This is a genomic window from Microcoleus sp. FACHB-831, assembly GCF_014695585.1.
Taxonomy (GTDB): domain Bacteria; phylum Cyanobacteriota; class Cyanobacteriia; order Cyanobacteriales; family FACHB-T130; genus FACHB-831.
This window is the reverse complement of sequence record NZ_JACJON010000034.1, coordinates 139,598-160,350: the sequence shown is the minus strand read 5'-3', so window position 1 is coordinate 160,350 and position 20,753 is coordinate 139,598. Positions and strand designations below refer to the sequence as shown.

The window sequence follows — 20,753 nt, the reverse complement described above, 5'->3', positions numbered from 1 at the left end:
ATAGAGTTATGAGTTTTGAATTGATAACTCATAACTTAAAACTCTCATTCTCCCTTGTATTTATCGAAAGCCTTGGTTGATTTCCTCTGCCACACGTTTGAGGCGTCGGAGTTGGGCTTTCATATCTTTTTGAGTCCAGGCGACGGCAAATAGGTTGAATCCCCAGTTAACAACAGGGTTAGGGATCTCGAACTCAAAGCGATTGAGTAGGCGCGTGCCGATGTCGGCTGGCAGACACTCCCAGCGATCGCGCCCTTTGAAAAATCCTTCAAACCCCCAAACAACCAACCCCGGCTCCCTTTCAATAACTACACTTTTGAGAGTCGGCTGCAATAAGGGAATTTGAATAACAAAGCGGCTTTCGCTCCCTACATCTGTGCGCCACTCACCTATTGGTTCGCAACGCAGCACAGGATTTAACCAGCGGTGCATCAGGGCGTTATCTGTAATACAGCGTTCAACGACAGTAGCACTAGCATTAATTTGGACTGATTGCTCAAATACGCGAGAACGTGGCATCTTTAACAACAACTGCATTACTATACTGCTGGGGACAAACAGCCTCGTTGAGGCATACCCTTAAAATTGTGCAAATATCCGATTTTTAAGCCTTAATTCACTATAAAGATAGATGCAAAACTCCTAATGTTGGTCTATATCTATCTCATCGTGTCTAAGTGGGTGATTTGCTAAATAAGCTTTAGGCAGAAAATCAAGAATTTCCTGTACTGGCAATAAATGTCAGTATATTTACCCATAGAATCTGAGGTTAACATAGCAAAGCCATGAATGGAACTTGGCAAGGAATTGCACAAACAATTGATGCTGGATTATCCGGGTCATCGCCAGCACTCTTGGCCCAGAATACAACGGGCTTCCCGGCGTTAGACACAATTAAGGCACAACTTGGCACGCAACTTGGTTCGTATTTTGGCACTTCGCTGCTAAATCTCATATATGGGATTTGTGCCCTAATAATCGGCTTCTTGGTCGCTAAAGGTGTCCAAGGTCTGACAGAAAACCTGCTGAACCGCACGAACATCGATAATCGAATAGCAGCCTGGATTACCGGACGCCAAGGCTCTGAAGCACCAGCGGTAGAAAAATGGATTTCGGGTGCCATTTTTTGGCTGATCATGCTGTTTGCTATCGTCGCATTTTTACAAGCGATACAGCTAACAGCGGTTTCCGGCCCCCTCAATAGTTTATTAGAGCAAATAACAAGGTTCGTGCCTCGCCTAGTGAGTGCAGGGATTTTGTTAGGGATAGCTTGGGTGCTAGCAACCCTGTCAAAGCTGCTGCTGACGCGGGGGTTGCGGACGTTTCGCTTGGATGAGCGTTTGGGTCAACAAGTAAACGGAGCGCCTGCAACAAACCAGTTTACGCTCAGCGACACCCTCGGAAATGCGCTCTACTGGTTCATTTTCTTACTGTTCCTACCGTCGATATTGAGTACCCTGGAGTTGCAGGGAACGCTGCAACCAGTGCAGCAGTTGCTCAATCAGATACTCTCGGTTCTGCCGAATATTTTCGGGGCGGTGCTGATTGGTGCTACGGGTTGGTTTATTGCCCAAGTGGTGCGGCGGATTGTAACAAATCTGCTAGCAGCAACGGGGACCGATGGGCTTGGTGCCAGATTCGGCATATCACCTGCAAGGGGCGGACAGACGCTATCCTGGCTGCTGGGGACAGCGGTCTACGTGTTAATTTTGATTCCGACAGCGATCGCGGCGCTTCAAGCTCTCAAAATTGACGCCATCTCTGCCCCCGCTGTCTCGATGCTGACCCAGATTCTCAATGCTATACCGCAAATTTTTACGGCGGCGTTGATTCTGGCTCTCGCTTACTTCTTGGGTCAATTTGTCTCAGACCTAGTAACCAACATCTTAACGAGCGTTGGTTTCAACAACATTTTCTACTGGATGGGATTGCAATCGCGACCCTATAGCCGCAATCAGGCTGTATCCCCTCCCCCTCCTGCTAATGAAGCGAACCTAGAGGATTTTACAGATCCCCCACCTCGTACCAGTTCAGTAGGAGAAGAATTTGGTTTACCTCGTACCAGTTCAACACCAGAAGAATTTGGTTTACCTCGTACCAGTTCAGCAGCAGAATATGGTTTACCTCGTACCAGTTCAACAGCAGAAGAATATGGTTTACCAACTGCACAATCTACCGCCCTTCAGTCAACAGCAACTCCAACTCGAACTCCGTCAGAACTGGCGGGTATTGTAGTTCTGGTAGGCATTATGTTGATTGCTACAGTCGCCGCAACTGACGTGCTGAGGATTCCGGCTTTAAGCGCAATTGTCAGCGGGATTGTTGGGGTATCCGGTCGGATTTTAGGTGGGTTGGTGGTATTTGCCATTGGTCTGTACCTGGCGAACTTAGCCTTTAACCTGATTCTTAGTAGCGGTACGAAGCAATCGCGGATACTGGCTCAGACGGCGCGGATTGCAATAATTGCCCTCGTTTCAGCAATGGCGCTGCAACAGATGGGGATTGCCAGCGACATAGTTAATTTAGCGTTTGGATTGTTATTTGGAGCGATCGCTGTTGCCATTGCCCTCGCCTTCGGTTTAGGCGGTCGGGATATTGCCGCACAGCAAGTCCGTGAATGGTTGTCATCATTCAAAGATAGCAATCCGTCTTAGTAGATAATTTCCATAGGGTGAGTCCTGCTCACCTTATTAATCCAACAAAACACACACAGCAACCGGGTATCTAAAAGAAATCCGGTTTTTTATTAGGTGCGTAGATTATGAGTTTTTTCTAAAAATATGGTCATATTTTCTGAACAAAGTGTTTAGCCAACTATCATATTAGTGTGAATAGAAATCTTTCGTATATTCAACGTTAAGTGTCTGGCAAGGATAATGCTTTTGACTTGCTTACTTGCTTACCTACTACCTAGCAGGATAAAAACATGACCCCAGAAGAAAAAAGGCTAGAAGAAGCACGAAATAAACAAGCTCATTGGAGGCGTTGGGGGCCATATTTGAGCGAACGGCAGTGGGGAACCGTGCGAGAAGATTACAGCCACAGCGGATCTGCGTGGGATTATTTTACACACGAACAAGCCCGCTCCCGCGCCTATCGCTGGGGTGAAGATGGAATTGCCGGAATTTCTGATAACCATCAGCGATTGTGTTTTGCGATCGCCCTCTGGAATGGCGAAGATCCAATTTTGAAAGAACGACTTTTTGGGTTAAGCGGAACTGAAGGCAATCATGGGGAAGATGTCAAAGAATACTACTTCTATTTAGACAGCACTCCTACCCATTCCTACATGAAATGTTTATATAAATATCCCCACCGAGCTTTTCCTTATTCCCAACTGGTTGAAGAAAATAAATCTAGAAGCCGTCAACAGCCAGAGTTTGAACTGCTTGATACGGGAGTTTTTGATGGCAATTGCTACTTTGATGTTTTTATAGAGTATGCAAAAAATTCTCCCGATGATATTCTCATTAAAATTACTGCCACTAATCGGGCAACTGAAGAGAAAACATTACATCTTTTACCTACTCTTTGGTTTCGCAACACTTGGTCGTGGAATCCCAGCAACGAGAAGCCATTACTGAAAGCCAGCAAAGCCGAAGCTGAATTTAGCATTATAGAAACTGAACATTCAACATTGGGAAAAAGATGGCTGTATTGTGACGGTTCCCCGGAACTTTTGTTTACAGAAAACGAAACCAATGAAGCAAGGGTATTTGGCGTCAGCAATAATTCTGCGTATGTTAAAGATGGTATTAACGATTATCTTGTAGGCGGTCGGAAAGATGCTATAAACCGCAATAAGAAAGGGACTAAATTTGCAGCCAATTATTTGCTAACTATTGGTGCAGTTGAAACTAAAACAATTCAACTACGCCTGAATGAATTACCGGATTTATTGCAACCATTTGGCTTGGATTTTAATAATATTTTTAAAAGTCGCAAGCAGGAAGCCGATGAATTTTATCAACGCCTTGCTCCATTATCGCTATCAGAAGATATGCGTAACATACAGCGACAAGCTATGGCAGGAATGTTGTGGAGCAAGCAATTTTATCATTATGTTGTAGAAGAGTGGTTGAAAGGCGATCCCGCTGCTCCACCGCCACCGAATGAACGCAGAAACGGGAGAAATCACGATTGGATTCATCTCTACAATGATGATATTCTCTCGATGCCAGATAAATGGGAATATCCTTGGTTTGCTGCTTGGGATTTAGCTTTTCATACTATCCCTCTAGCAATGGTCGATCCAGATTTTGCTAAAAAGCAACTGGATGTATTAACGAGGGAGTGGTATATGCACCCCAACGGGCAGATTCCGGCGTATGAGTGGGATTTTAGCGATGTTAACCCGCCAGTTTATGCTTGGGCTGCATGGCGTGTCTATAACATTGAGCAAAAAATGTATGGACGCGCAGATAGACATTTTTTGGAACGGGTGTTTCAGAAGTTATTGCTTAATTTTACTTGGTGGGTGAATCGTAAAGATGTAGCAGGCAAAAATGTATTCCAAGGTGGATTCTTAGGATTAGATAATATTGGAGTTTTCGATAGAAGTTCTCAGCTGCCAACTGGCGGATATATAGATCAGTCCGATGGTACAAGTTGGATGGGAATGTATTCTCTAAATATGCTAGCGATCGCGCTCGAATTAGCCAAGTCTAATTCAGCTTACGAAGATATCGCCAGCAAATTTTTCGAGCATTTTCTTTATATAGCTGACGCCATGAACCACATTGGCCAAACCAACGCCGAATTATGGGATGAAGAAGATGGCTTTTATTATGATGTTCTGCATCTACCCGACAAGCAAAATTTAAAGTTGAAAGTTCGTTCGATGGTTGGGCTGATTCCGCTTTTCGCCGTTGAGACACTTGAACCGGAAACTTTAAACCAGCTTCCAGGCTTTAAAAAACGGATGGAATGGTTTATTAGCAATCGTCCAGACTTGAAACAAAATGTTGCTTGTATGGAAACTCCCGGTATCGGTGCTATAAGACTCCTGGCAATTGTCTATCGCGGTAAACTCAAGCGAATTCTGCAAAAATTGCTGGATGAAACGGAGTTTTTGGGAGATTATGGGATTCGTGCGCTTTCCAAATTTCATGCCACCCATCCTTATATTTTTCATATAAATGGGTGTGAATTTCGCGTAGATTACGATCCAGCAGAATCTAGCAACAATCTTTTTGGTGGAAATTCCAACTGGCGCGGGCCAGTTTGGTTCCCGGTAAATTATCTAATCATTGAGTCTTTAAGGAAGTTTCACCATTACCTGGGAGATGATTTTAAAATCGAGTGTCCTACTGGTTCTGGTCAAGAAATGACTTTGGCAGAAGTTGCAACTGAATTATCTCAAAGGCTAGTGCGGATTTTTCTAAAAGATGCCGCTGGAAATCGTCCTGTGTATGGCGGAATTGAAAAATTCCAAACCGACCCTAATTGGCGCAATTTGATTCTTTTCTATGAATACTTTCATGGCGACAATGGGGCAGGTCTTGGTGCCAGCCATCAAACTGGATGGACGGGTTTAGTGGCAGAAATGATTCACATATGTGGCGCAGACTGGGGTTAACAATGACATTTAGCGATAGTGTTTAATCGGCTTAACCCACGATGCGATCGCTAACAACATTTACCCAGTTAATTTATAAAAACTTGGTATCTTTCCTCTCCAAGTTTCCAACCCAACCTAAGTTCCAATGCGCTTTTTTACTTATCCCCGCGCACGGGACAAACGTCCCATGCGCGTCAAGCGACATACTTTTCAAGTGCTGTATGTAGCTAGACAAATACAATTACTATATTATGATGTTCCGTTGCAAAACACAAGTAGTTTGGGAAAATTTTACATAATATTTTTTGGGGGGGGAAAGATGGGGTAATTTGGGATTGATTTAGGTAAGATTTAAACAAGGGCAAGCTCGTGGCGATCGCCCTCTAAAAAAAGCAAATAAAACCATTCAACTACCTAACTTCGCACTCAACTCATTCTTAATTCGATTAAGAATAGAAGTCTCATCAAGAGATGCAAGAATGCGGCTTACAACAGCTTTAGGGCCATCTGGCCCCCAAGACGCGCCATTAGCCAAATAAGTTTTAGTTACTTGCCCAATTGCATAAGATGAAACACCCGCAACACCCGCCTGAGTTATAGCGACCGAAAGATAAGGCGCTAACGAAATTCCCCCCGTTACAGGTGCCGATAATCCCAACAACCCTTTGAGCGAACTAAGCCCCAAAGTCGCCAAAAGTTCGCTAGCACTAATTCCACCCATACTAATAGCAATTCTTTTGAGCAAACCAACAGCACCCTGTTGATTCATCGATATTCCATATAACCTAGATAACCCCAAAATCATGGCAATATCGATCGCCGCGCCGCTGAGGAGATCTACAACAGTAACAGGATTGAGAGCGATCGCTAGCGCCTTCGTCATCACCGCCTTCCAAATTAACTGATTCGCACTCTCCTCCCTAATCTCCATCTTCCGCTGCACCAGTTGCTCGTTCACATCACCCGCATACAGCATCGTATTCAGCGCCACAAGGGATTTCCCCTCTCTATGCAAAATCTCGATAATTTTCCGCTTCAGTTCCTCAACTTGCGGCTTTCCTGGGACTCGCTGCACCCCCCTACCCCCATCCGCACGCCGCACCGCCTGCGCGACTAAGGGTGAAGCAGCAACCATGACAATTTCTTCTGGTGAGAGTAACTCCTTCACCCGTTCATCCCGAATTTTGCGGTAAATAGCCATGCGGTCTGCATCAGGATACTGGTCGATCTTGTTAAACACCAGCAACATTGGTTTACCAACTTCCCGGAGTTGCGACAGCGCCTCAAATTCCACTTTTGTCATATCGCCGGAAACGATAAACAGCAGCAAGTCAGCATTTTTCGCAACCTGATGTGCCAGTGCTTCCCTCTGCGTACCCTCCACTTCGTCAATTCCAGGCGTATCAATCAACTCAATCTGCGAATTCGCCACACCAGGGAACGCTACTCGCAAAACATCACCACTGTCGCCCGTCCAGTTAGCACCTTGGCTGGTGCGGGTGACGCCGTGCAGCGGGCCAGTTTCAAAGACATTCTGACCCAGCAACGAGTTGAGGACGGAAGATTTGCCTCGTCCCACCATGCCAAAAGCTGCTATCTGGATGCAAGTGCGTTCTAACTTGTCCAGCATCGTTGCCAATCCATTAATTTCTGACTCCAGACCCACTACTTCCTGTGCAGTTAGGTCGAGATTTTCTACCAGTTCCCGTAGTGAATCCTGTGCCTTTTTATAGTTGAGTTCCGCTTGAATTTCTTCAAAACTAAAAATGGCACTGTCGAATTCTCGGTCTAGATTTGAGGTTGGGTCAGACGATAAACGGGTCAAAATCATACCTCCTGTTGCTGTGCGTTACTTCTTCGATCCTAGTTACTCCTGGGATAGTATGGGTATTTTCTCGTACAAGCTGGATATCACCTTAGCAGGATGATGTGATGTTGAGCGCGATCGCAATCTGTTTGATATCGTGATTTGTTAAAGCAGCTAAAAATCAGTTCCATTGTGAAGAAGTATCTCCCTGAAACCACCGCCCACGTCCGCATTACCCAGCTATCCTGGCAACAGGGGCAAATCATCGGGGAAGTTACGGCGGCGGAATACCAGTGGCAGTTCCAGTGGTCTTTCCGTCGGGGTCAGCTATCGGTTAAGCCTTCCCTGGGACGCGCTTTAATTCAAGAACCGCTAGGCCGATTTTTAGAGCGATGCGATTACCAGCTAGAGCCTGGTGGCGATTATGCGTTTACTATCCGCGCTGAACTTTAAGACTTGTTAGATTGATTTTTTTTGATTTGTCGATTCACCCTTGAAAATTATTTGTAGACGTTAGTTGTTGCAGATATCGCTCGATGAGAAGGATGGCGACAATATCATCAACGGGTCGGGGTGGTTGCCGCAATCCTTGGGGTATCAAGCTAGAAAGACCTTTGGGGGGATACATTTGCCAGTAGCGATCGCGTGCTTCCAAACTACTGTAACGCTCATCAACCAAGACAATCTTCACCTCTTGTGACAAGGAGGTAGAAAGTTTTTGCTTCCATTTTTTGGAAGTAGTTTGATCTCCCATTACGAGAGTAGCGATAGGAAACTGCGTCTGCAAGCTTTCAATAGTAGCGATCGCATCTTCTGAGGGCACAACCTGATGGTAATGCAGTTGCCTATCAACCCCCAATACAGCTAAACCACACTTATCGCGCCCTGGATCGAATCCTAAAAACATATAAAGTATTGTTAGTTAATTGTTCATTGTTGATTGTTCATTGATCGTGGTTATTGTTGATTACAATAACCAATAAAACATAATATTTACGTGCTAAAAATAACTTGTCCTTTTTTAATTGCCACCAACTTCATTTTAAGGGGGCCAGCAGTGTAAGTATCTTCTGCTATCACTGCTACGAGATCTACAGGCTCTTGATACTGCTTTAGCTGCTCGATGAAATTGATCAGCGTAATGATGCGACCGTCACCAATTTGGACTTTATCACCCAGAATTCCACCACGACGCGCCCTGAATTGCGACGCTACAACTAGCTGCTCTAAGCGCTGTCGCATTTGTTCCTCACTCATCGTAGCGGAATCAGCAGAAGTTGTGGCTATAACATCACCAGCCTTAAAAACAACCTGATTAACAACAGCATTTGCCAAGACTTGTACTTGTTTTTCTCCCTTCACATAGTTCCCACCGGAGAGAATTCTCACCACATAGTCTCGCCCATCCTTAATCTCGCTCAACAACCGATCCACTTCTGCTTGGGTAATTTGCACCACCCGTTGATCTACATCGGTAGTACCCAGCTTAGTTTGCTCAATCGCAGTCCGGTTTGCTTCGGTTAACAACTGATCTACAGCTTTGCGAGCCGCTGAGGGATCGACAATACGAACGACGCCCGACGCCAGAACCTCACCTCGCAGCAAGGCGACGTTACCCTGGCGGAGAACTTGATAAGACTGATAATACTGCTCTAGGGCGGCTACTTCCTGTTGTAGGAAAGCTAGTTGTTTTTCTCGTTCTTGGAGTTGTTGCGATCGCTCTTGCAGTTCTCGATTTTTTTGGGAAATTTGTCTATCCTTTTGCGATAGGTTTTCCTCCAGTTGTTTGAGCCGAGTTTCGCGCTGGACAATCACTCGATCTTGCCCTGCTATTTTGTTCTCGCGCTCGGTAATAGTTCGCGCTTTATTAGCAATTTCCTGGTCGCGTTCCCTAACTTCAGCATTTAGTTGTTGGTTTTGAGTTTTTAGCTGATTATTTTGAGCGCCCAGTTGATTGTTTTGAGTTTTTAATTGATTATTTTGAGCGCTTAATTGAGTATTCTGAGCGCCCAGTTGGTTGTTTTGAGCGCTCAATTGAGCATTTCGAGCGTCCAATTGATTATTTTGAGCGCTAACTTGCTCGTTTTGAGCTTTCAGCTGCTCGTTTTGACCTTTGAGGGAATTATTCTCAGATTTTATTGAGGTGTTTTCAGCTTTGAGTTGAGTATTTTCAGCCAATGCTTGGGTATTTTCAGCTTTAAGTTGAGCAAGTTCAACCTTAACTAAATCCCGCTGTTGGATCAGTTGTTCGCGTTCTGCTCTTGTTTTTTGGATGTCGGAACGCAGCAACTCAGCTTGTGAAGAAACAGAACTCAACTGAGTTTGAGTGCGATTGAGCTGAGTGGCTGTTTCTGCTTGTTTGGCTATAGCCGTCTTCAAAAACTCATTAGTAGTATCTAAACGCTTCTGGGCATCAACTTGGTCGGCTCTAGCTTTGGTTAGTTCGCTTTCAATCTGTTTTTTTTGTTCAACAGCTGCATCTAAATCTCTACGGGCTGCTCTAAGCCTTTTCTGAATAGTTTCCAGCCTAAAAACTCCAATCCGCAATTGTTCGCTGGTAGCAAATAGAACTGCCAGAGTTGAGGCTGAAACCATAACACCCGTCAGCATTGTCACTACAACAGCAGTGCTGCGGGGACGCAGATTGAACAGACTCAGCCGCGCCTTTCCCACCTTCGTACCAATGCGATCGCCCGCAGTCGCGATCGCGCCGCCCAAAACTAAAATCGACAAAACCAGGACGAACGCGCTGGTGGTCATCTAAATTCCCTCGCTTCATCCCCATCCTAACTAGGCTTTACTGGTGCAGGGGAGAGTCGGAGAGTCAGAGAGCCGGAGATTAAACTCAAAACTCAAAACTCATTTTCCTTCCCCAAACCAAGTTTAGGTAAACTGCTGGGACAAGGCTACGGGGTTATGAACGGTAATTTTTTTCTTATGGATAGAAATCATTTTTTCCTGCCGAAGTTCTCCAAGTAAGCGCGTTACAGTAACGCGGGTTGAGCCAATTGCTTCGGCGATCGCCTGATGAGACAGCTTCAGATCGATCGTAATTCCATCACCCGTCGGCATCCCAAAATCGCGACAGAGAATCAACAAAAAACTCACCAATCGTGAACCCATATCTCGGTGCGCGAGGGTCTCGATCATCATTTCGGTTTGCAAAATCCGCGAAGAAAGACCCCGCAACATCAACATCGATAGTTCTGGATTGTCCTTCAGTGATTGCTCTACCTGATCGATCGGTGCCGAAAGCAGATCTACTGGAGTAAATGCAACCGCGTGGTAAAACCTATCAGAACGGTGTCCGGTAATCAGCGACAACACCCCGAAAACGCTGTTTTCTCGCAACAGTGCGACGGTTATTTCTTCTCCAGCCTCGTAAACCCTGGATAGCTTGACGGCACCTTTAAGCAAAAAATACACCCGTTCGGCTGGGTCTCCGGGGAAAAAGATAGTCTTGCCCCGTTCAAACGTCTCCACCATCGGTGGAAACCCTCCACCTCCCATTTGACGGAACACAGTTGCTAGTGGTCTATCTTGCGTCACGACCCTATCCATTGCTATAACTAACGCCCTGGCAACTTCTGCCAACAGATTGCCGATCTTACCCCATATATCGCCCCACCGAATGTGAGAGATTCTTGAGTGTAGTAAAGATTACTAAATCTGAGTCTAATACAGTTTTTTGTATAGTTTAATACAAAATAACTGAAAATCACGATCTGACCCCGCAATAAAATGTATTAGCGCGATCGCCGTAGATAATAGGGTAGCGCGGATTGCAATATTTCCAAAATACTGCCTATGCTCGTGCTGTTGGCTTTTTATCAACTCCTCATTGCCTATAAAATATTGCCTTTGTGTTTAGTTAGCTGCTCATTGCCTATAGGATAGAATATTATGCTGAATCTAACCGGAAAAAAAGCCCTTGTCACTGGCATTGCCAACAATCGCTCCATCGCGTGGGGCATTGCCCAACAGTTGCACAAAGCAGGAGCCGAGTTGGGTATCACTTACCTACCCGACGAAAAAGGCCGCTTTGAGAAAAAAGTCGCAGAACTGGTAGAACCCCTGAACCCCAGCCTGTTTTTACCCTGCGATGTCCAAAACGATAGTCAAATCCAGTCTACATTCGAGGCCATCGGCGACAAGTGGGGAAAGCTAGACATCCTCATCCATTGCCTCGCGTTTGCCAACAAAGACGATTTATCGGGTGACTTTAGCAAAACCACACGCGCAGGTTTCACCCAAGCCTTAGAAATCAGTACCTACTCGCTAGTCCAACTAGCTGGCGCAGCTAAACCGCTGATGACAGAAGGCGGCAGTATTGTCACCCTTACCTACCTCGGCGGCGTCAAGGTAATTCCCAACTATAACGTTATGGGAATCGCCAAGTCTGGCTTGGAAATGAGCGTCCGTTACCTAGCAAGCGAACTTGGCCCCTCTAACATCCGAGTCAATGCTATTTCTGCGGGTCCCATTCGTACCCTAGCGTCTTCAGCAGTGGGGGGAATTCTCGATATGATTCACCACGTTGAGGAAATAGCACCGCTGCGGCGCACGGTGACTCAGTTGGAAGTGGGAAATGCCGCTAGTTTCTTGTGCAGCGATTTGTCCAGCGGAATTACTGGCCAAGTTCTGTATGTGGATGCTGGTTACGAAATAATGGGAATGTAACAAACTGGGAATAGGGAATGGGGAATCGGGAATAGGGAATGGGAAAAATCCAATTCGCCATGCCTGATGACCGATTACCCAATACCGCACGCCCTCGAAGCAATTACCAATATGCAGACAAGCGATCGCGCAATTCCATCCTTACAACACCCACAACAGCTAGACGGTGCCCGAATTGCCTCTGTTAGCCGCAAGACTGGGGAAACAGATGTACAAGTTACTATCAATCTAGATGGTCAGGGACGCTGCATTGCGTCTACGGGAGTCCCATTTTTAGACCACATGCTCCATCAAATCGCCTCTCACGGGTTAATAGATTTGGAAGTTAGGGCAACGGGCGATATAGAAATTGACGACCACCACACTAATGAAGATGTGGGGATTACCTTGGGACAAGCATTGGGCAAAGCGCTGGGCGATCGCAAAGGTATCGTCCGCTTTGGTAATTTCCTTGCGCCCTTAGATGAAGCATTGGTTCAAGTAGCGCTAGACTTCTCTGGACGCCCTCATCTTAGCTATGGCTTAGAGATTCCCACCCAGCGAGTAGGTACTTATGACACCCAACTGGTGCGTGAGTTCTTTGTAGCTGTCGTGAATCACAGCCAAATGACGCTGCATATCCGACAGTTGGATGGAATTAATTCGCATCACATTATCGAAGCGACATTTAAAGCATTTGCGCGATCGCTCCGCCTAGCAGCAGAAATTGATTTGCGCCGTGCTGGTGCAATTCCTAGTTCTAAAGGCGTGCTGTAATTTAATTCTTTAAGGGATGGCGAACATAGCCATACTTGTCCCCAACCTTTACCCGCGCCATCCCTTGGGAAAAAGACAAAGCACCATCAAATTGCGGCTGGATTGCTAAGTTACCCTTTTTGTCGATATAGCCCCACTTATCGCCAATCTTGACCGCTGCCATCCCAGATGAAAAATCATATATCCTATCAAATTGCGGCGAGATGACGATGTTTCCCATTTTGTCAATGTAGCCCACCTTGTCGGCTATCGATATCGCCGCCAGACCTTCAGAAAAACCCCCGCCCCAATCAAATTGTGGTTCTATTGCCAAGTCTCCAGTCTTGTCAATATAGCCGCATTTTCCTTCCGTGTTTACCGCCGCCAGCCCTGAATAAAAGTCACCAGCCTCATTAAATTGCGGTTCGATCTCAAACTTGCCATTCTTATTGATATAGCCCCAATTGTCGCTAATCTTTACTGCTGCTAGACCTTCTGAAAAGCTTCTAGCCTCGTCAAATTGCGCCTTTATGGTAAATTTGCCAATATTGTTGATATACCCATATTTGCTACCGATCTTTACTACGGCTAGCCCTTCGGAAAATCTTCTATCCTCCTCAAATTCAGGCTGTATGGCTAACTTGCCATTTTTGTGGACATAGCCCCATTTTTTGCCTATCTTTACCGCTGCCATATCCGAGGAAAAATCATTACCATGATCGAATTGTGGCTGGATAACTAACTTGCCAGTTATATCGATATAGCCCCATTTGCGTCCCATTTTTATCGCTGCTAGACCAGAGGAAAAAGACAGAGCAACATCAAATTGTTTTCTAATTATAAATTTGCCAGTTTTATCGATATAGCCAAATTGGCGGCCTATTTTTACCGCCGCCAGCCCAGCAGAAAAGGTACGAGCCGCATCAAATTGCGGTTGGAGGGCAACTATTTGCGGGTTGATGGCTTGTTCCCTAGAAGAAACAGCGTTATTTTTAACTATATTTCTATTTCCTACTAATTCACAGCCGAATAGTAGAGCGATCGCTAATAGCAAAACTAGGCTTAATTTGCGGTTAAACCAACCGCCTAAACTCGATCTAACGGTCAGACGCGACTGCGATCGCATACTTTATATAAAACTAACTATGGATTCTGCCACCCTTAAAGAATACCAGGCCAACTTCTTAAAACTCTTATTTTATCGGTATCGCTATAGTTAAAAAATGTTGTTGGCGATCGCCAATTTTGGCATCTCAGCCTCGATAAAATTACCCTTGGGTATCTGCGGGAAAAACAAATAAAAAACCAGCCACGAAGGGCGGCTGGTACTAGCTTGCTGTGTTGGGAGGAGGAAAACCTTGATACCAAGACGGTTGAGCTATGCCAAATAATGTGCCAAAACTTCAGGCGTCCTCTAGTTCTATCGGCTTCCTGTAAATTAATGTAACAATTTTCCGCAGTCCTCGCAACATTTATTTATGATTTCTACCAAAAGTGGGAGTTGGTTGTTGGTCGTCAGGAGAGAGTGGGAGAGGGGCATCCGCGTAGACTACGAAAAGGTTATGCTAAAAAATCCTTTTTTTGCGCCCAATTGAAAATCCAAAATTAAGCGCTGGCTTGCCAGATAATCCAGGCTCCCCATACAGCAGACGCACAGGCAAGGGCAGTTACCCAAATTGGAAATTTCGCAGTAATATTTACCCCTCCTGGGGCGCTGATGGTCTCCAAGTCAATCCAGGCAGTTGCTCCCCGACGGAACCAGCCAGTAACTGTAACCTGCCGCTCTATAAAATCGCTGGGACGGACTGCCCGCGCCCAGAGGTTGCCAAAAGGCCCCAGAAAGGAATAAAAGTGTAGTTTGACCAGACCCTTTGGCGTTTCGAGAATTAAATCCTGTCCCAGCCAGTTGAGACAACCGGGACGCCCCAAGAGTTTGCCTGTTAATGCGACAGGAAGACTATCTGCAACCATTAAAGTGGGATTAGCCACTAGGTCAGGCAAACTAGATTGTTTTGGCAAATTGTCAGTTTTGATATCTGGAAAATAGGCGTTGATGTGCATGAAAATGCTGAGGCTAAAACCAACTAGCAGACAACCAACAAAAAGGGTGCTAGAGCCAAACATCCATATCAGTTGCCAAATGTTAAGTAGGTTGCCAATTCCTCCCAAGATCCAGAACAGTATCCTTAGCGCAATAGCTATCAGCAATCCAAAAAATAGCGCACTTTGCAATAAAGGCAATCCTTTGTGGCTGCCTAAAACTTTCTCAGCCTTAGCAGGTAAGGTACGGGGGAAAGGGGCGCTGGGCTGCAAATCTAGTTCCGTCTCTAGTTGCCAAAATTGGGCATAGCGGGAGAGGAGTTGCAAGCGATCGCCAGTGAGAGGATGAGAATAAGTAGTAACTAACCAGTTACGGTAAGGATTGATACAATCCCAGGCTAAGAGTTCTTCAAACGGCTTTTGGGGATAAAAACTGCCCAGCGCAATAGCTTGTCGATATCCCAGAGGTGTCAGCAAGTCAAAGCCTTGCAGAAGCCAACTGGTTAACCGCTGTTCTTTCACATCGGCACTCGTGCCCATAGCGATTTTCAGCAAAGCGCGAGTTAAGCCATTGGGATTGCCCGTCGTCTCAGCAGCTATGCGATCGCTATAGTAAATCCTAGCCCTAGAAAACCACAAACCAGGCCAACGCAGCAGCCAATATAAGCCGTAACTTACCGCAGCCACGACTCCGGCTGCATAAAGTTCCGCCCTATAAACGAAAAGGACAAAACCTTGCAATTTTTCGGTTTGTATTTTTAATTTGATGCCATTTGCCCACTTTGCCACTTGCCAGTATGCGCTGTAGGGTATCTGGATTATTAAGACGATCAGGGACATCAGGGCTAAATTAAACCCAACAGGTAAACACGCTATGGCAATCCACCAGCAATAGCCAGCCAGTTCAAAGTTGCCCGCCAGAGTTAACAAGCCGCCAATTAAGTACACTACAGCTGCGATCGCTAAACCTATCGGTTTGTGTTGGACAATATGCCCCAACTCACCAGCATAGATATTAGCTATCTCGTCATCTGTTAATTGCTGCAACAATCCCTGACTTACCACAATCCTCGCGTTACGAGGCAGATTTCCATAACTCAGTGCAATCGGTGCATTAGTTGGTAAAACCTTCAAAGCGGGCATAGAAACGCGATGCTGGCGGCAAACACGAGGCAACACCTTGGCTGCTTCTGGGCTGTGTTTTGCAAGCACTGGCAGAGATAGAGAGCTAATTTGGGGGTAAAAAAGTTTTAGCAGCGCGTCGATTAACCAAGGGGACGTGCAGAGAAGGACGAGCAGAAAAATTGAGAGGGGGAGAGTCGGAGCGTTATAGAAACTTATAATCTGTTGACCGAAGGGCAAGGAAGGGAGAATACCGTAAATACTGGCTAAAGCCCAGTGGATGAGGCTGTTAATCAACCAAAAAAGAGCGATCGCAGTTCCCGCTTGCACCATCCACAGGCGTCTTAGCTTTATTGGCTTCATCGTACGCCAAGAAGAGGCGCGTCCAGCCTGTCGCCAAGAGGCTAGTGTTGAGTTTTGAACGTTTACTAATTCTTCAGTTTCCGTTAGTTCTTCAGTTTCCGTTAGTTCTTCAGTGCTAGCTGAATAATTCTCTTCCTCAGCTTTTATTAGGGGTTTTTCTGGCTTTTCTGCTCTGTTGCTCTTCTTCTCTGCGGGAGGTACGGGGATACTGCTCCTACCTCCTTGGGGAGGGACGGAGGAAGGGGGGCGAGGCGATTTCTCTGTTGTTTTTCCCGCTTGAGACGTTTGATTTATTGGGACAAAACCCGTACTTTCTGATGCGGGCGATCGCGTCCGATTTGCAGGTGTCTGGTCTAATGACACGAAGCCCGTGACATCCGATCCTGCTGCGGATATCGGATTGGGAGGTTGCTTCTGGTCTATGGGCACAAAGCCCGTTACATCTGATGCTGGTTGTGGCGCGGAGTTGACGCTATTGGCCAAACCTCCAGGGTAACGCTTTGCTATATCTGCAAGAGCGCGATCGCCCCATTGTTTCACTTTGGGGTTCGAGCTTTGAGCTAGGGTTTGGCATAGCGCGATCGCTCTTTCGACTTCGCCAGCGCGTTCATAAGCTGCTACCAGCCCCATTTGAGCGCGTAATACTATATTTTCACTTAGCTCAAACTGGCAGACGTTTTCTAAGAGCGCGATCGCGCGAGGGTAATCAGACTTCTTTAAAGCCGCTAACCCGGCTTCTAGGGATGTTTCTGATGCCTTTGAGCCTTTGTTCTTCGATGAAGGGGGATCGGGAATCAAGGTTACAATTCCTCCCGTGACTTACTTCCCAACCATAACCCACTAACCTTTTGTAGTATGCAGCCGAGTTGTAATAGCGATCGCGCCACCAATTGCTCTGTGCCCATAGCAATTTTAACCTCTGATATCTTCAGGCATTGGCAGTATTCTCGCCTCTGCCTTATGAAATAACATTACATTCTCTTTAAAAAATCATTACAATTTTAAAGTTATGGTTGTTTTTGCAACAAACTGATAAAAGAGCTAGCCAATTATTTTATTAAATGATAAAGGAAAATTGTTGCTTTATAATTAACTAACAGCAGAAATGATAACCCTCATTTATGGCTTATAACTTTTTTAAAGTTGTTGCTAATAGTAATTTCATTTTGTTGGTGAAGCTACCAGGCTTTTACCATCCAGTGGGGAGACATTAGTTGGTAGAAGCATAATTTGGGCTTTTTGGCTTTTTATCTTAAATTAAGTATTAACAAGCGAACTGATAATTCCTAAACGCTTAAGTTCCAAAATCTGAACCAAAGCGCCCCCAGCGGCGATGTAAACTCAAAACTAAAGAACTCAACTATGGCAACGAGCGTCCTACAGCGGAATAATGTAAACGTGCTGGGCAATGGCAAGCAGACACTCGTGTTTGCCCATGGCTTCGGCTCCGACCAGACAGCTTGGAGACACCAAGTAGCGGCATTAGCATCGAAATATCGCATCGTACTCTTCGATCACGTAGGTGCGGGAAAATCAGATTTTAATGCTTACAGTCCGCGCCGCTACAGCAGCCTCCATAGTTACGCCGAGGATTTGCTAGAAGTGTGCTACGAATTAAAACTTAAAAATTGCCTGCTGGTGGGGCACTCAGTTAGCGGGATGGTGAGCATGCTAGCGGCGTTGGAAGATCCAGAACTGTTCAGCCATCTGATATTCGTAAGCGCATCGCCCCGCTACCTGAACGATACAGGATACGTCGGCGGCTTCGAGCAATCTGACCTGGATGCATTTTATGCTGCCATGTCATCCAATTACCATGCTTGGGCGAGTGGATTTGCGCCAATAGCAATGGGCAACCCAGAGCGTCCAGAACTGGCTACTGAGTTTGCAAATACCCTTTCGGCAATCCGCCCGGATATAGCGATCGCCGTAGCACGGGTGATTTACCAATCCGACCACCGCGCTGAATTGTCTCGCCTGAAAGTACCAACACTGGTTTTACAGTCGAACAACGACGTTGCCGTGCCTACAGAGGTGGGCACTTACATATCGCGAAACGTATCTACCAGTAAACTGCTACCCATAGCTGCAAATGGTCATTTACCTCACATGAGTTCGCCCGACGTAGTGACAAGCGCGATCGCCAAAGTTGCAGCAGCCGCCTGGAACTAAAAATCTACGTTCCCAGCCAGGTATTAAATCAGGCTACCATCTGTGTGATGGAACGAACATCAAAATATTGGAGTTTTACCATAGAATGTGGCCTGCTAATGCGGCAAAGTTGGCTATTTTTTACCAACTCTCCGCACAATCATCCGGCTCGGCTACCAACTTTTAGACCAACTTTAATAGGGCTAACAATTGCAATTGTGGGGTTGGGAGTTCTAGCCGGACTGTCTCCCGTTCTACTTCTAACACCGCTGCTATTGGCGGTAGGGGCAATGCTACCCCTCCCACCAGCGCAGGGTTTGCTAGCAGCAGGGGTAGCATCGTTGCTGACAGGAGCGCTCTTGGGTAGCGACGTGTTGCTGACGCATCAGGCGCATTTTGAGACAAGAGCGATCGCCAGCGCAATTGGGGCTGCCCTACTAGGTATACTATTACGCACATTTATCCTCCGTATTGAGTGGGATTTGGCATCTCGCTCAGTACTAGCTACGCTCACTAATGCCGATAACGCTGCTACTCCCGACAGCGTTATCGAGCAAGCGATCGCCTTGCTGCGAGACTTTGCGCTTGCTGATGCGGCTTTTGCACTGCGGCAACTCGACGATGTTACTGCTGAAGCATTCGTCTGCCTCCCCCCCAAGGGAGCCAAGGGCTGTGCGCCTCTGCCCAATAAACTAACAACTCCCAAACTATTTGAGTCGGCACTTACAGACAACCGCTGCCGCTACTACCCTGAGTATGCTTCTAGCCCTGATGCTGCGCGTATTTTGGTTGCTAAAGGAACCCAGTCGCTGGCGATTTTACCACTCCAACCCCCCTTCGATCCTGCCGTTAGTAAGGGAGACTCTTCAGGGGTGCAGGGGGCGATCCTGCTAATTTGGTATACCCGCACTGACATCTCTTTAAATCTGCGACGCTTCATCGAGTCGGTATTAGGGGGGCTGAGAACTGTATTGCGGTTTCAACACACCACCTTCAGCTTCGACAAACTACAAGCACGCTACAGCGCTATTTTAGAGACGATACCGCAAGGGGTGGTGTTTGTTGATGAGAGTGGCGAACATGGCTGGCTGAATCAGACTGCCGCAGATCTACTCAGTCTAATGCCAGGGGATGTCGAACCGCTGTTGATATCGCAGGCTATGGCAAAGTTACGGATGAGCGCTGAAAATCGCGAGGCGATCGCTGTTCAGGGGGCGCAGTTTTTTTCTCAACAGGGGGCTGAAATTCGCGATTGGCACTGGATTTTTAGCGGCGACGATCCAACGGTACTGAGTATTTCCAGTACCCCGACTAAGGTACGCGATGTGCCCGGTCGTCTCTGGCTGATCGACGATATCACCATTAAGTATTTCGGGCAAGTCGCCCTTAAAGAGCGCACCGCCCAACTGGAAGTAGTTAATCAAGAGCTAGAAAGCTTCAGCTACTCTGTATCCCACGACTTGCGTGCCCCGCTGCGCCGCATTGAAGGTTTTAGCAAAATGCTGGTGAGAGATTATGCTGACAAGCTGGGTGGTGACGGTCAAACATACATAGAGCGCATTCGTTATTCTACAAACCGGATGTCTCAACTGATTGAGGATTTGCTAGCGCTGTCGCGAGTTACGGGCTGCGAGATAAAGCGAGAGGAAATTGACATGAGTGCAATGGCTGGGGCGATCGCCAAAGAACTGCAAAAGACGCAACCGGAACGCAGTGTGGAATTTCAAATCCAAGCAGGAGTAGTTGCCAACGGCGATCGCAGGCTACTCCAGATCGTACTAGAGAACCTGATCGGTAATGCTTGGAAGTACACATCCCAACACGACCGCGCTAGCATCGAATTTGGCGTTATTGATGCTTCATCGGGACTAGAGACTCAGGAGTTAACCCCCAATCTAAAATCTAAAGTTCCAAATCCAAAATCGAACCAATCCCCATCCATAACTCCCAATCCCCCTATTTATTTCCTGCGAGATGACGGTGCTGGGTTTGATATGACCTATGCCGATAAACTCTTTGGAGCTTTTCAGCGCCTGCACGTAAATAGTCAGTTTGAAGGTACGGGTATTGGGTTAGCAACCGTGCAACGCATCATTCACCGTCACGGCGGGCGTATCTGGGCGAAAGCTGCTGTCGAGCAAGGCGCAACATTTTATTTCACACTTTAATTAGGGCTTTTTTAGTTTTTGATAGTAATTAATTGCTTGATTGAACTTTAGCCAAGTTACAACATATCAGACACAACCCTCTTGGTACTAAACCAATTAGAAAGGGGTATAAAAATTTAAATTTTTG

General features: G+C 46.3%; 14 protein-coding genes. 7 read left to right on the top strand and 7 right to left on the bottom strand.

What is annotated here, in order from left to right:
• Window positions 1–60: 60 nt before the first annotated feature.
• Entirely contained in the window at window positions 61–519 is a 459-nt protein-coding gene (locus H6F77_RS07725) for an SRPBCC family protein (protein WP_190486961.1), read from the bottom strand.
• Window positions 520–785: 266 nt separating this feature from the next.
• Between H6F77_RS07725 and H6F77_RS07720 the strand changes: the two genes are divergently transcribed.
• Both H6F77_RS07720 and H6F77_RS07715 read left to right on the top strand, forming a co-directional pair.
• The gene (locus H6F77_RS07720) at window positions 786–2,654 is read left to right on the top strand and encodes a mechanosensitive ion channel (protein ID WP_190486959.1); all 1,869 of its coding nucleotides are present in this window, start codon (window positions 786–788) and stop codon (window positions 2,652–2,654) included.
• 272 nt (window positions 2,655–2,926) lie between these two features.
• Window positions 2,927–5,578: an MGH1-like glycoside hydrolase domain-containing protein gene (locus H6F77_RS07715; RefSeq protein ID WP_190486957.1), complete on the top strand. Its 2,652-nt coding sequence runs from the start codon at window positions 2,927–2,929 to the stop codon at window positions 5,576–5,578.
• A 388-nt stretch (window positions 5,579–5,966) separates the two neighbouring features.
• Here the strand turns inward: H6F77_RS07715 and H6F77_RS07710 are convergent, their stop codons facing one another.
• Window positions 5,967–7,385, bottom strand: a complete 1,419-nt coding sequence (locus tag H6F77_RS07710; RefSeq protein WP_309228815.1) for a GTP-binding protein — start codon at window positions 7,383–7,385, stop codon at window positions 5,967–5,969.
• A gap of 171 nt (window positions 7,386–7,556) precedes the next feature.
• On the opposite strand from H6F77_RS07710, the gene H6F77_RS07705 reads away from it, so the two are divergent.
• Window positions 7,557–7,820 carry a DUF3146 family protein gene (locus H6F77_RS07705; protein ID WP_190487010.1) on the top strand — a complete coding sequence of 88 codons (264 nt, stop codon included), beginning with the start codon at window positions 7,557–7,559 and terminating at the stop codon, window positions 7,818–7,820.
• A 34-nt stretch (window positions 7,821–7,854) separates the two neighbouring features.
• On the opposite strand, the gene H6F77_RS07700 is transcribed toward H6F77_RS07705, so the two are convergent.
• From H6F77_RS07700 to ntcA, 3 genes are all read right to left on the bottom strand, one after another.
• Window positions 7,855–8,274, bottom strand: a complete 420-nt coding sequence (locus H6F77_RS07700; RefSeq protein WP_190486953.1) for a pre-16S rRNA-processing nuclease YqgF — start codon at window positions 8,272–8,274, stop codon at window positions 7,855–7,857.
• Window positions 8,275–8,360: 86 nt separating this feature from the next.
• The gene (locus tag H6F77_RS07695) at window positions 8,361–10,127 is read right to left on the bottom strand and encodes a DUF3084 family protein (RefSeq protein ID WP_190486951.1); all 1,767 of its coding nucleotides are present in this window, start codon (window positions 10,125–10,127) and stop codon (window positions 8,361–8,363) included.
• Between the two features lie 123 nt (window positions 10,128–10,250).
• Window positions 10,251–10,928 (bottom strand): global nitrogen regulator NtcA, encoded by a 678-nt coding sequence (gene ntcA / locus H6F77_RS07690; RefSeq protein ID WP_190487007.1) that lies wholly within the window; start codon window positions 10,926–10,928, stop codon window positions 10,251–10,253.
• A gap of 342 nt (window positions 10,929–11,270) precedes the next feature.
• Here ntcA and fabI point away from each other — a divergent pair, with 342 nt between their 5' ends.
• On the top strand, window positions 11,271–12,047 hold the full coding sequence (fabI, locus tag H6F77_RS07685) for an enoyl-ACP reductase FabI (RefSeq protein WP_190486950.1): 777 nt from the start codon (window positions 11,271–11,273) through the stop codon (window positions 12,045–12,047).
• 111 nt (window positions 12,048–12,158) lie between these two features.
• On the top strand, window positions 12,159–12,803 hold the full coding sequence (gene hisB / locus H6F77_RS07680; RefSeq protein WP_190487005.1) for an imidazoleglycerol-phosphate dehydratase HisB: 645 nt from the start codon (window positions 12,159–12,161) through the stop codon (window positions 12,801–12,803).
• 1 nt (window position 12,804) lies between these two features.
• On the opposite strand, the gene H6F77_RS07675 is transcribed toward hisB, so the two are convergent.
• Together H6F77_RS07675 and H6F77_RS07670 are read right to left on the bottom strand one after the other, a co-directional pair.
• Entirely contained in the window at window positions 12,805–13,908 is a 1,104-nt protein-coding gene (locus tag H6F77_RS07675) for a WG repeat-containing protein (protein ID WP_190486948.1), read from the bottom strand.
• A gap of 479 nt (window positions 13,909–14,387) precedes the next feature.
• Complete coding sequence (locus H6F77_RS07670; protein ID WP_190486946.1) at window positions 14,388–17,105, bottom strand: M48 family metalloprotease; 2,718 nt, start codon at window positions 17,103–17,105, stop codon at window positions 14,388–14,390.
• A gap of 564 nt (window positions 17,106–17,669) precedes the next feature.
• Between H6F77_RS07670 and H6F77_RS07665 the strand changes: the two genes are divergently transcribed.
• Both H6F77_RS07665 and H6F77_RS07660 read left to right on the top strand, forming a co-directional pair.
• Window positions 17,670–18,479 (top strand): alpha/beta fold hydrolase, encoded by an 810-nt coding sequence (locus H6F77_RS07665; protein ID WP_190486944.1) that lies wholly within the window; start codon window positions 17,670–17,672, stop codon window positions 18,477–18,479.
• Window positions 18,480–18,526: 47 nt separating this feature from the next.
• On the top strand, window positions 18,527–20,626 hold the full coding sequence (locus H6F77_RS07660) for a sensor histidine kinase (RefSeq protein ID WP_199321217.1): 2,100 nt from the start codon (window positions 18,527–18,529) through the stop codon (window positions 20,624–20,626).
• Window positions 20,627–20,753: the final 127 nt, after the last annotated feature.

What these genes read in the sequence shown, in the direction of transcription:
- H6F77_RS07725 (WP_190486961.1), bottom strand. Translation starts at nt 519, where the DNA reads ATGCCACGTTCTCGCGTATTTGAGCAATCAGTCCAAATTAATGCTAGT.
- H6F77_RS07720 (WP_190486959.1), top strand. Translation starts at nt 786, where the DNA reads ATGAATGGAACTTGGCAAGGAATTGCACAAACAATTGATGCTGGATTA.
- H6F77_RS07715 (WP_190486957.1), top strand. Translation starts at nt 2,927, where the DNA reads ATGACCCCAGAAGAAAAAAGGCTAGAAGAAGCACGAAATAAACAAGCT.
- H6F77_RS07700 (WP_190486953.1), bottom strand. Translation starts at nt 8,274, where the DNA reads ATGTTTTTAGGATTCGATCCAGGGCGCGATAAGTGTGGTTTAGCTGTA.
- H6F77_RS07695 (WP_190486951.1), bottom strand. Translation starts at nt 10,127, where the DNA reads ATGACCACCAGCGCGTTCGTCCTGGTTTTGTCGATTTTAGTTTTGGGC.
- ntcA (WP_190487007.1), bottom strand. Translation starts at nt 10,928, where the DNA reads ATGGATAGGGTCGTGACGCAAGATAGACCACTAGCAACTGTGTTCCGT.
- fabI (WP_190486950.1), top strand. Translation starts at nt 11,271, where the DNA reads ATGCTGAATCTAACCGGAAAAAAAGCCCTTGTCACTGGCATTGCCAAC.
- hisB (WP_190487005.1), top strand. Translation starts at nt 12,159, where the DNA reads ATGCAGACAAGCGATCGCGCAATTCCATCCTTACAACACCCACAACAG.
- H6F77_RS07675 (WP_190486948.1), bottom strand. Translation starts at nt 13,908, where the DNA reads ATGCGATCGCAGTCGCGTCTGACCGTTAGATCGAGTTTAGGCGGTTGG.
- H6F77_RS07665 (WP_190486944.1), top strand. Translation starts at nt 17,670, where the DNA reads ATGGCAACGAGCGTCCTACAGCGGAATAATGTAAACGTGCTGGGCAAT.
- H6F77_RS07660 (WP_199321217.1), top strand. Translation starts at nt 18,527, where the DNA reads ATGGAACGAACATCAAAATATTGGAGTTTTACCATAGAATGTGGCCTG.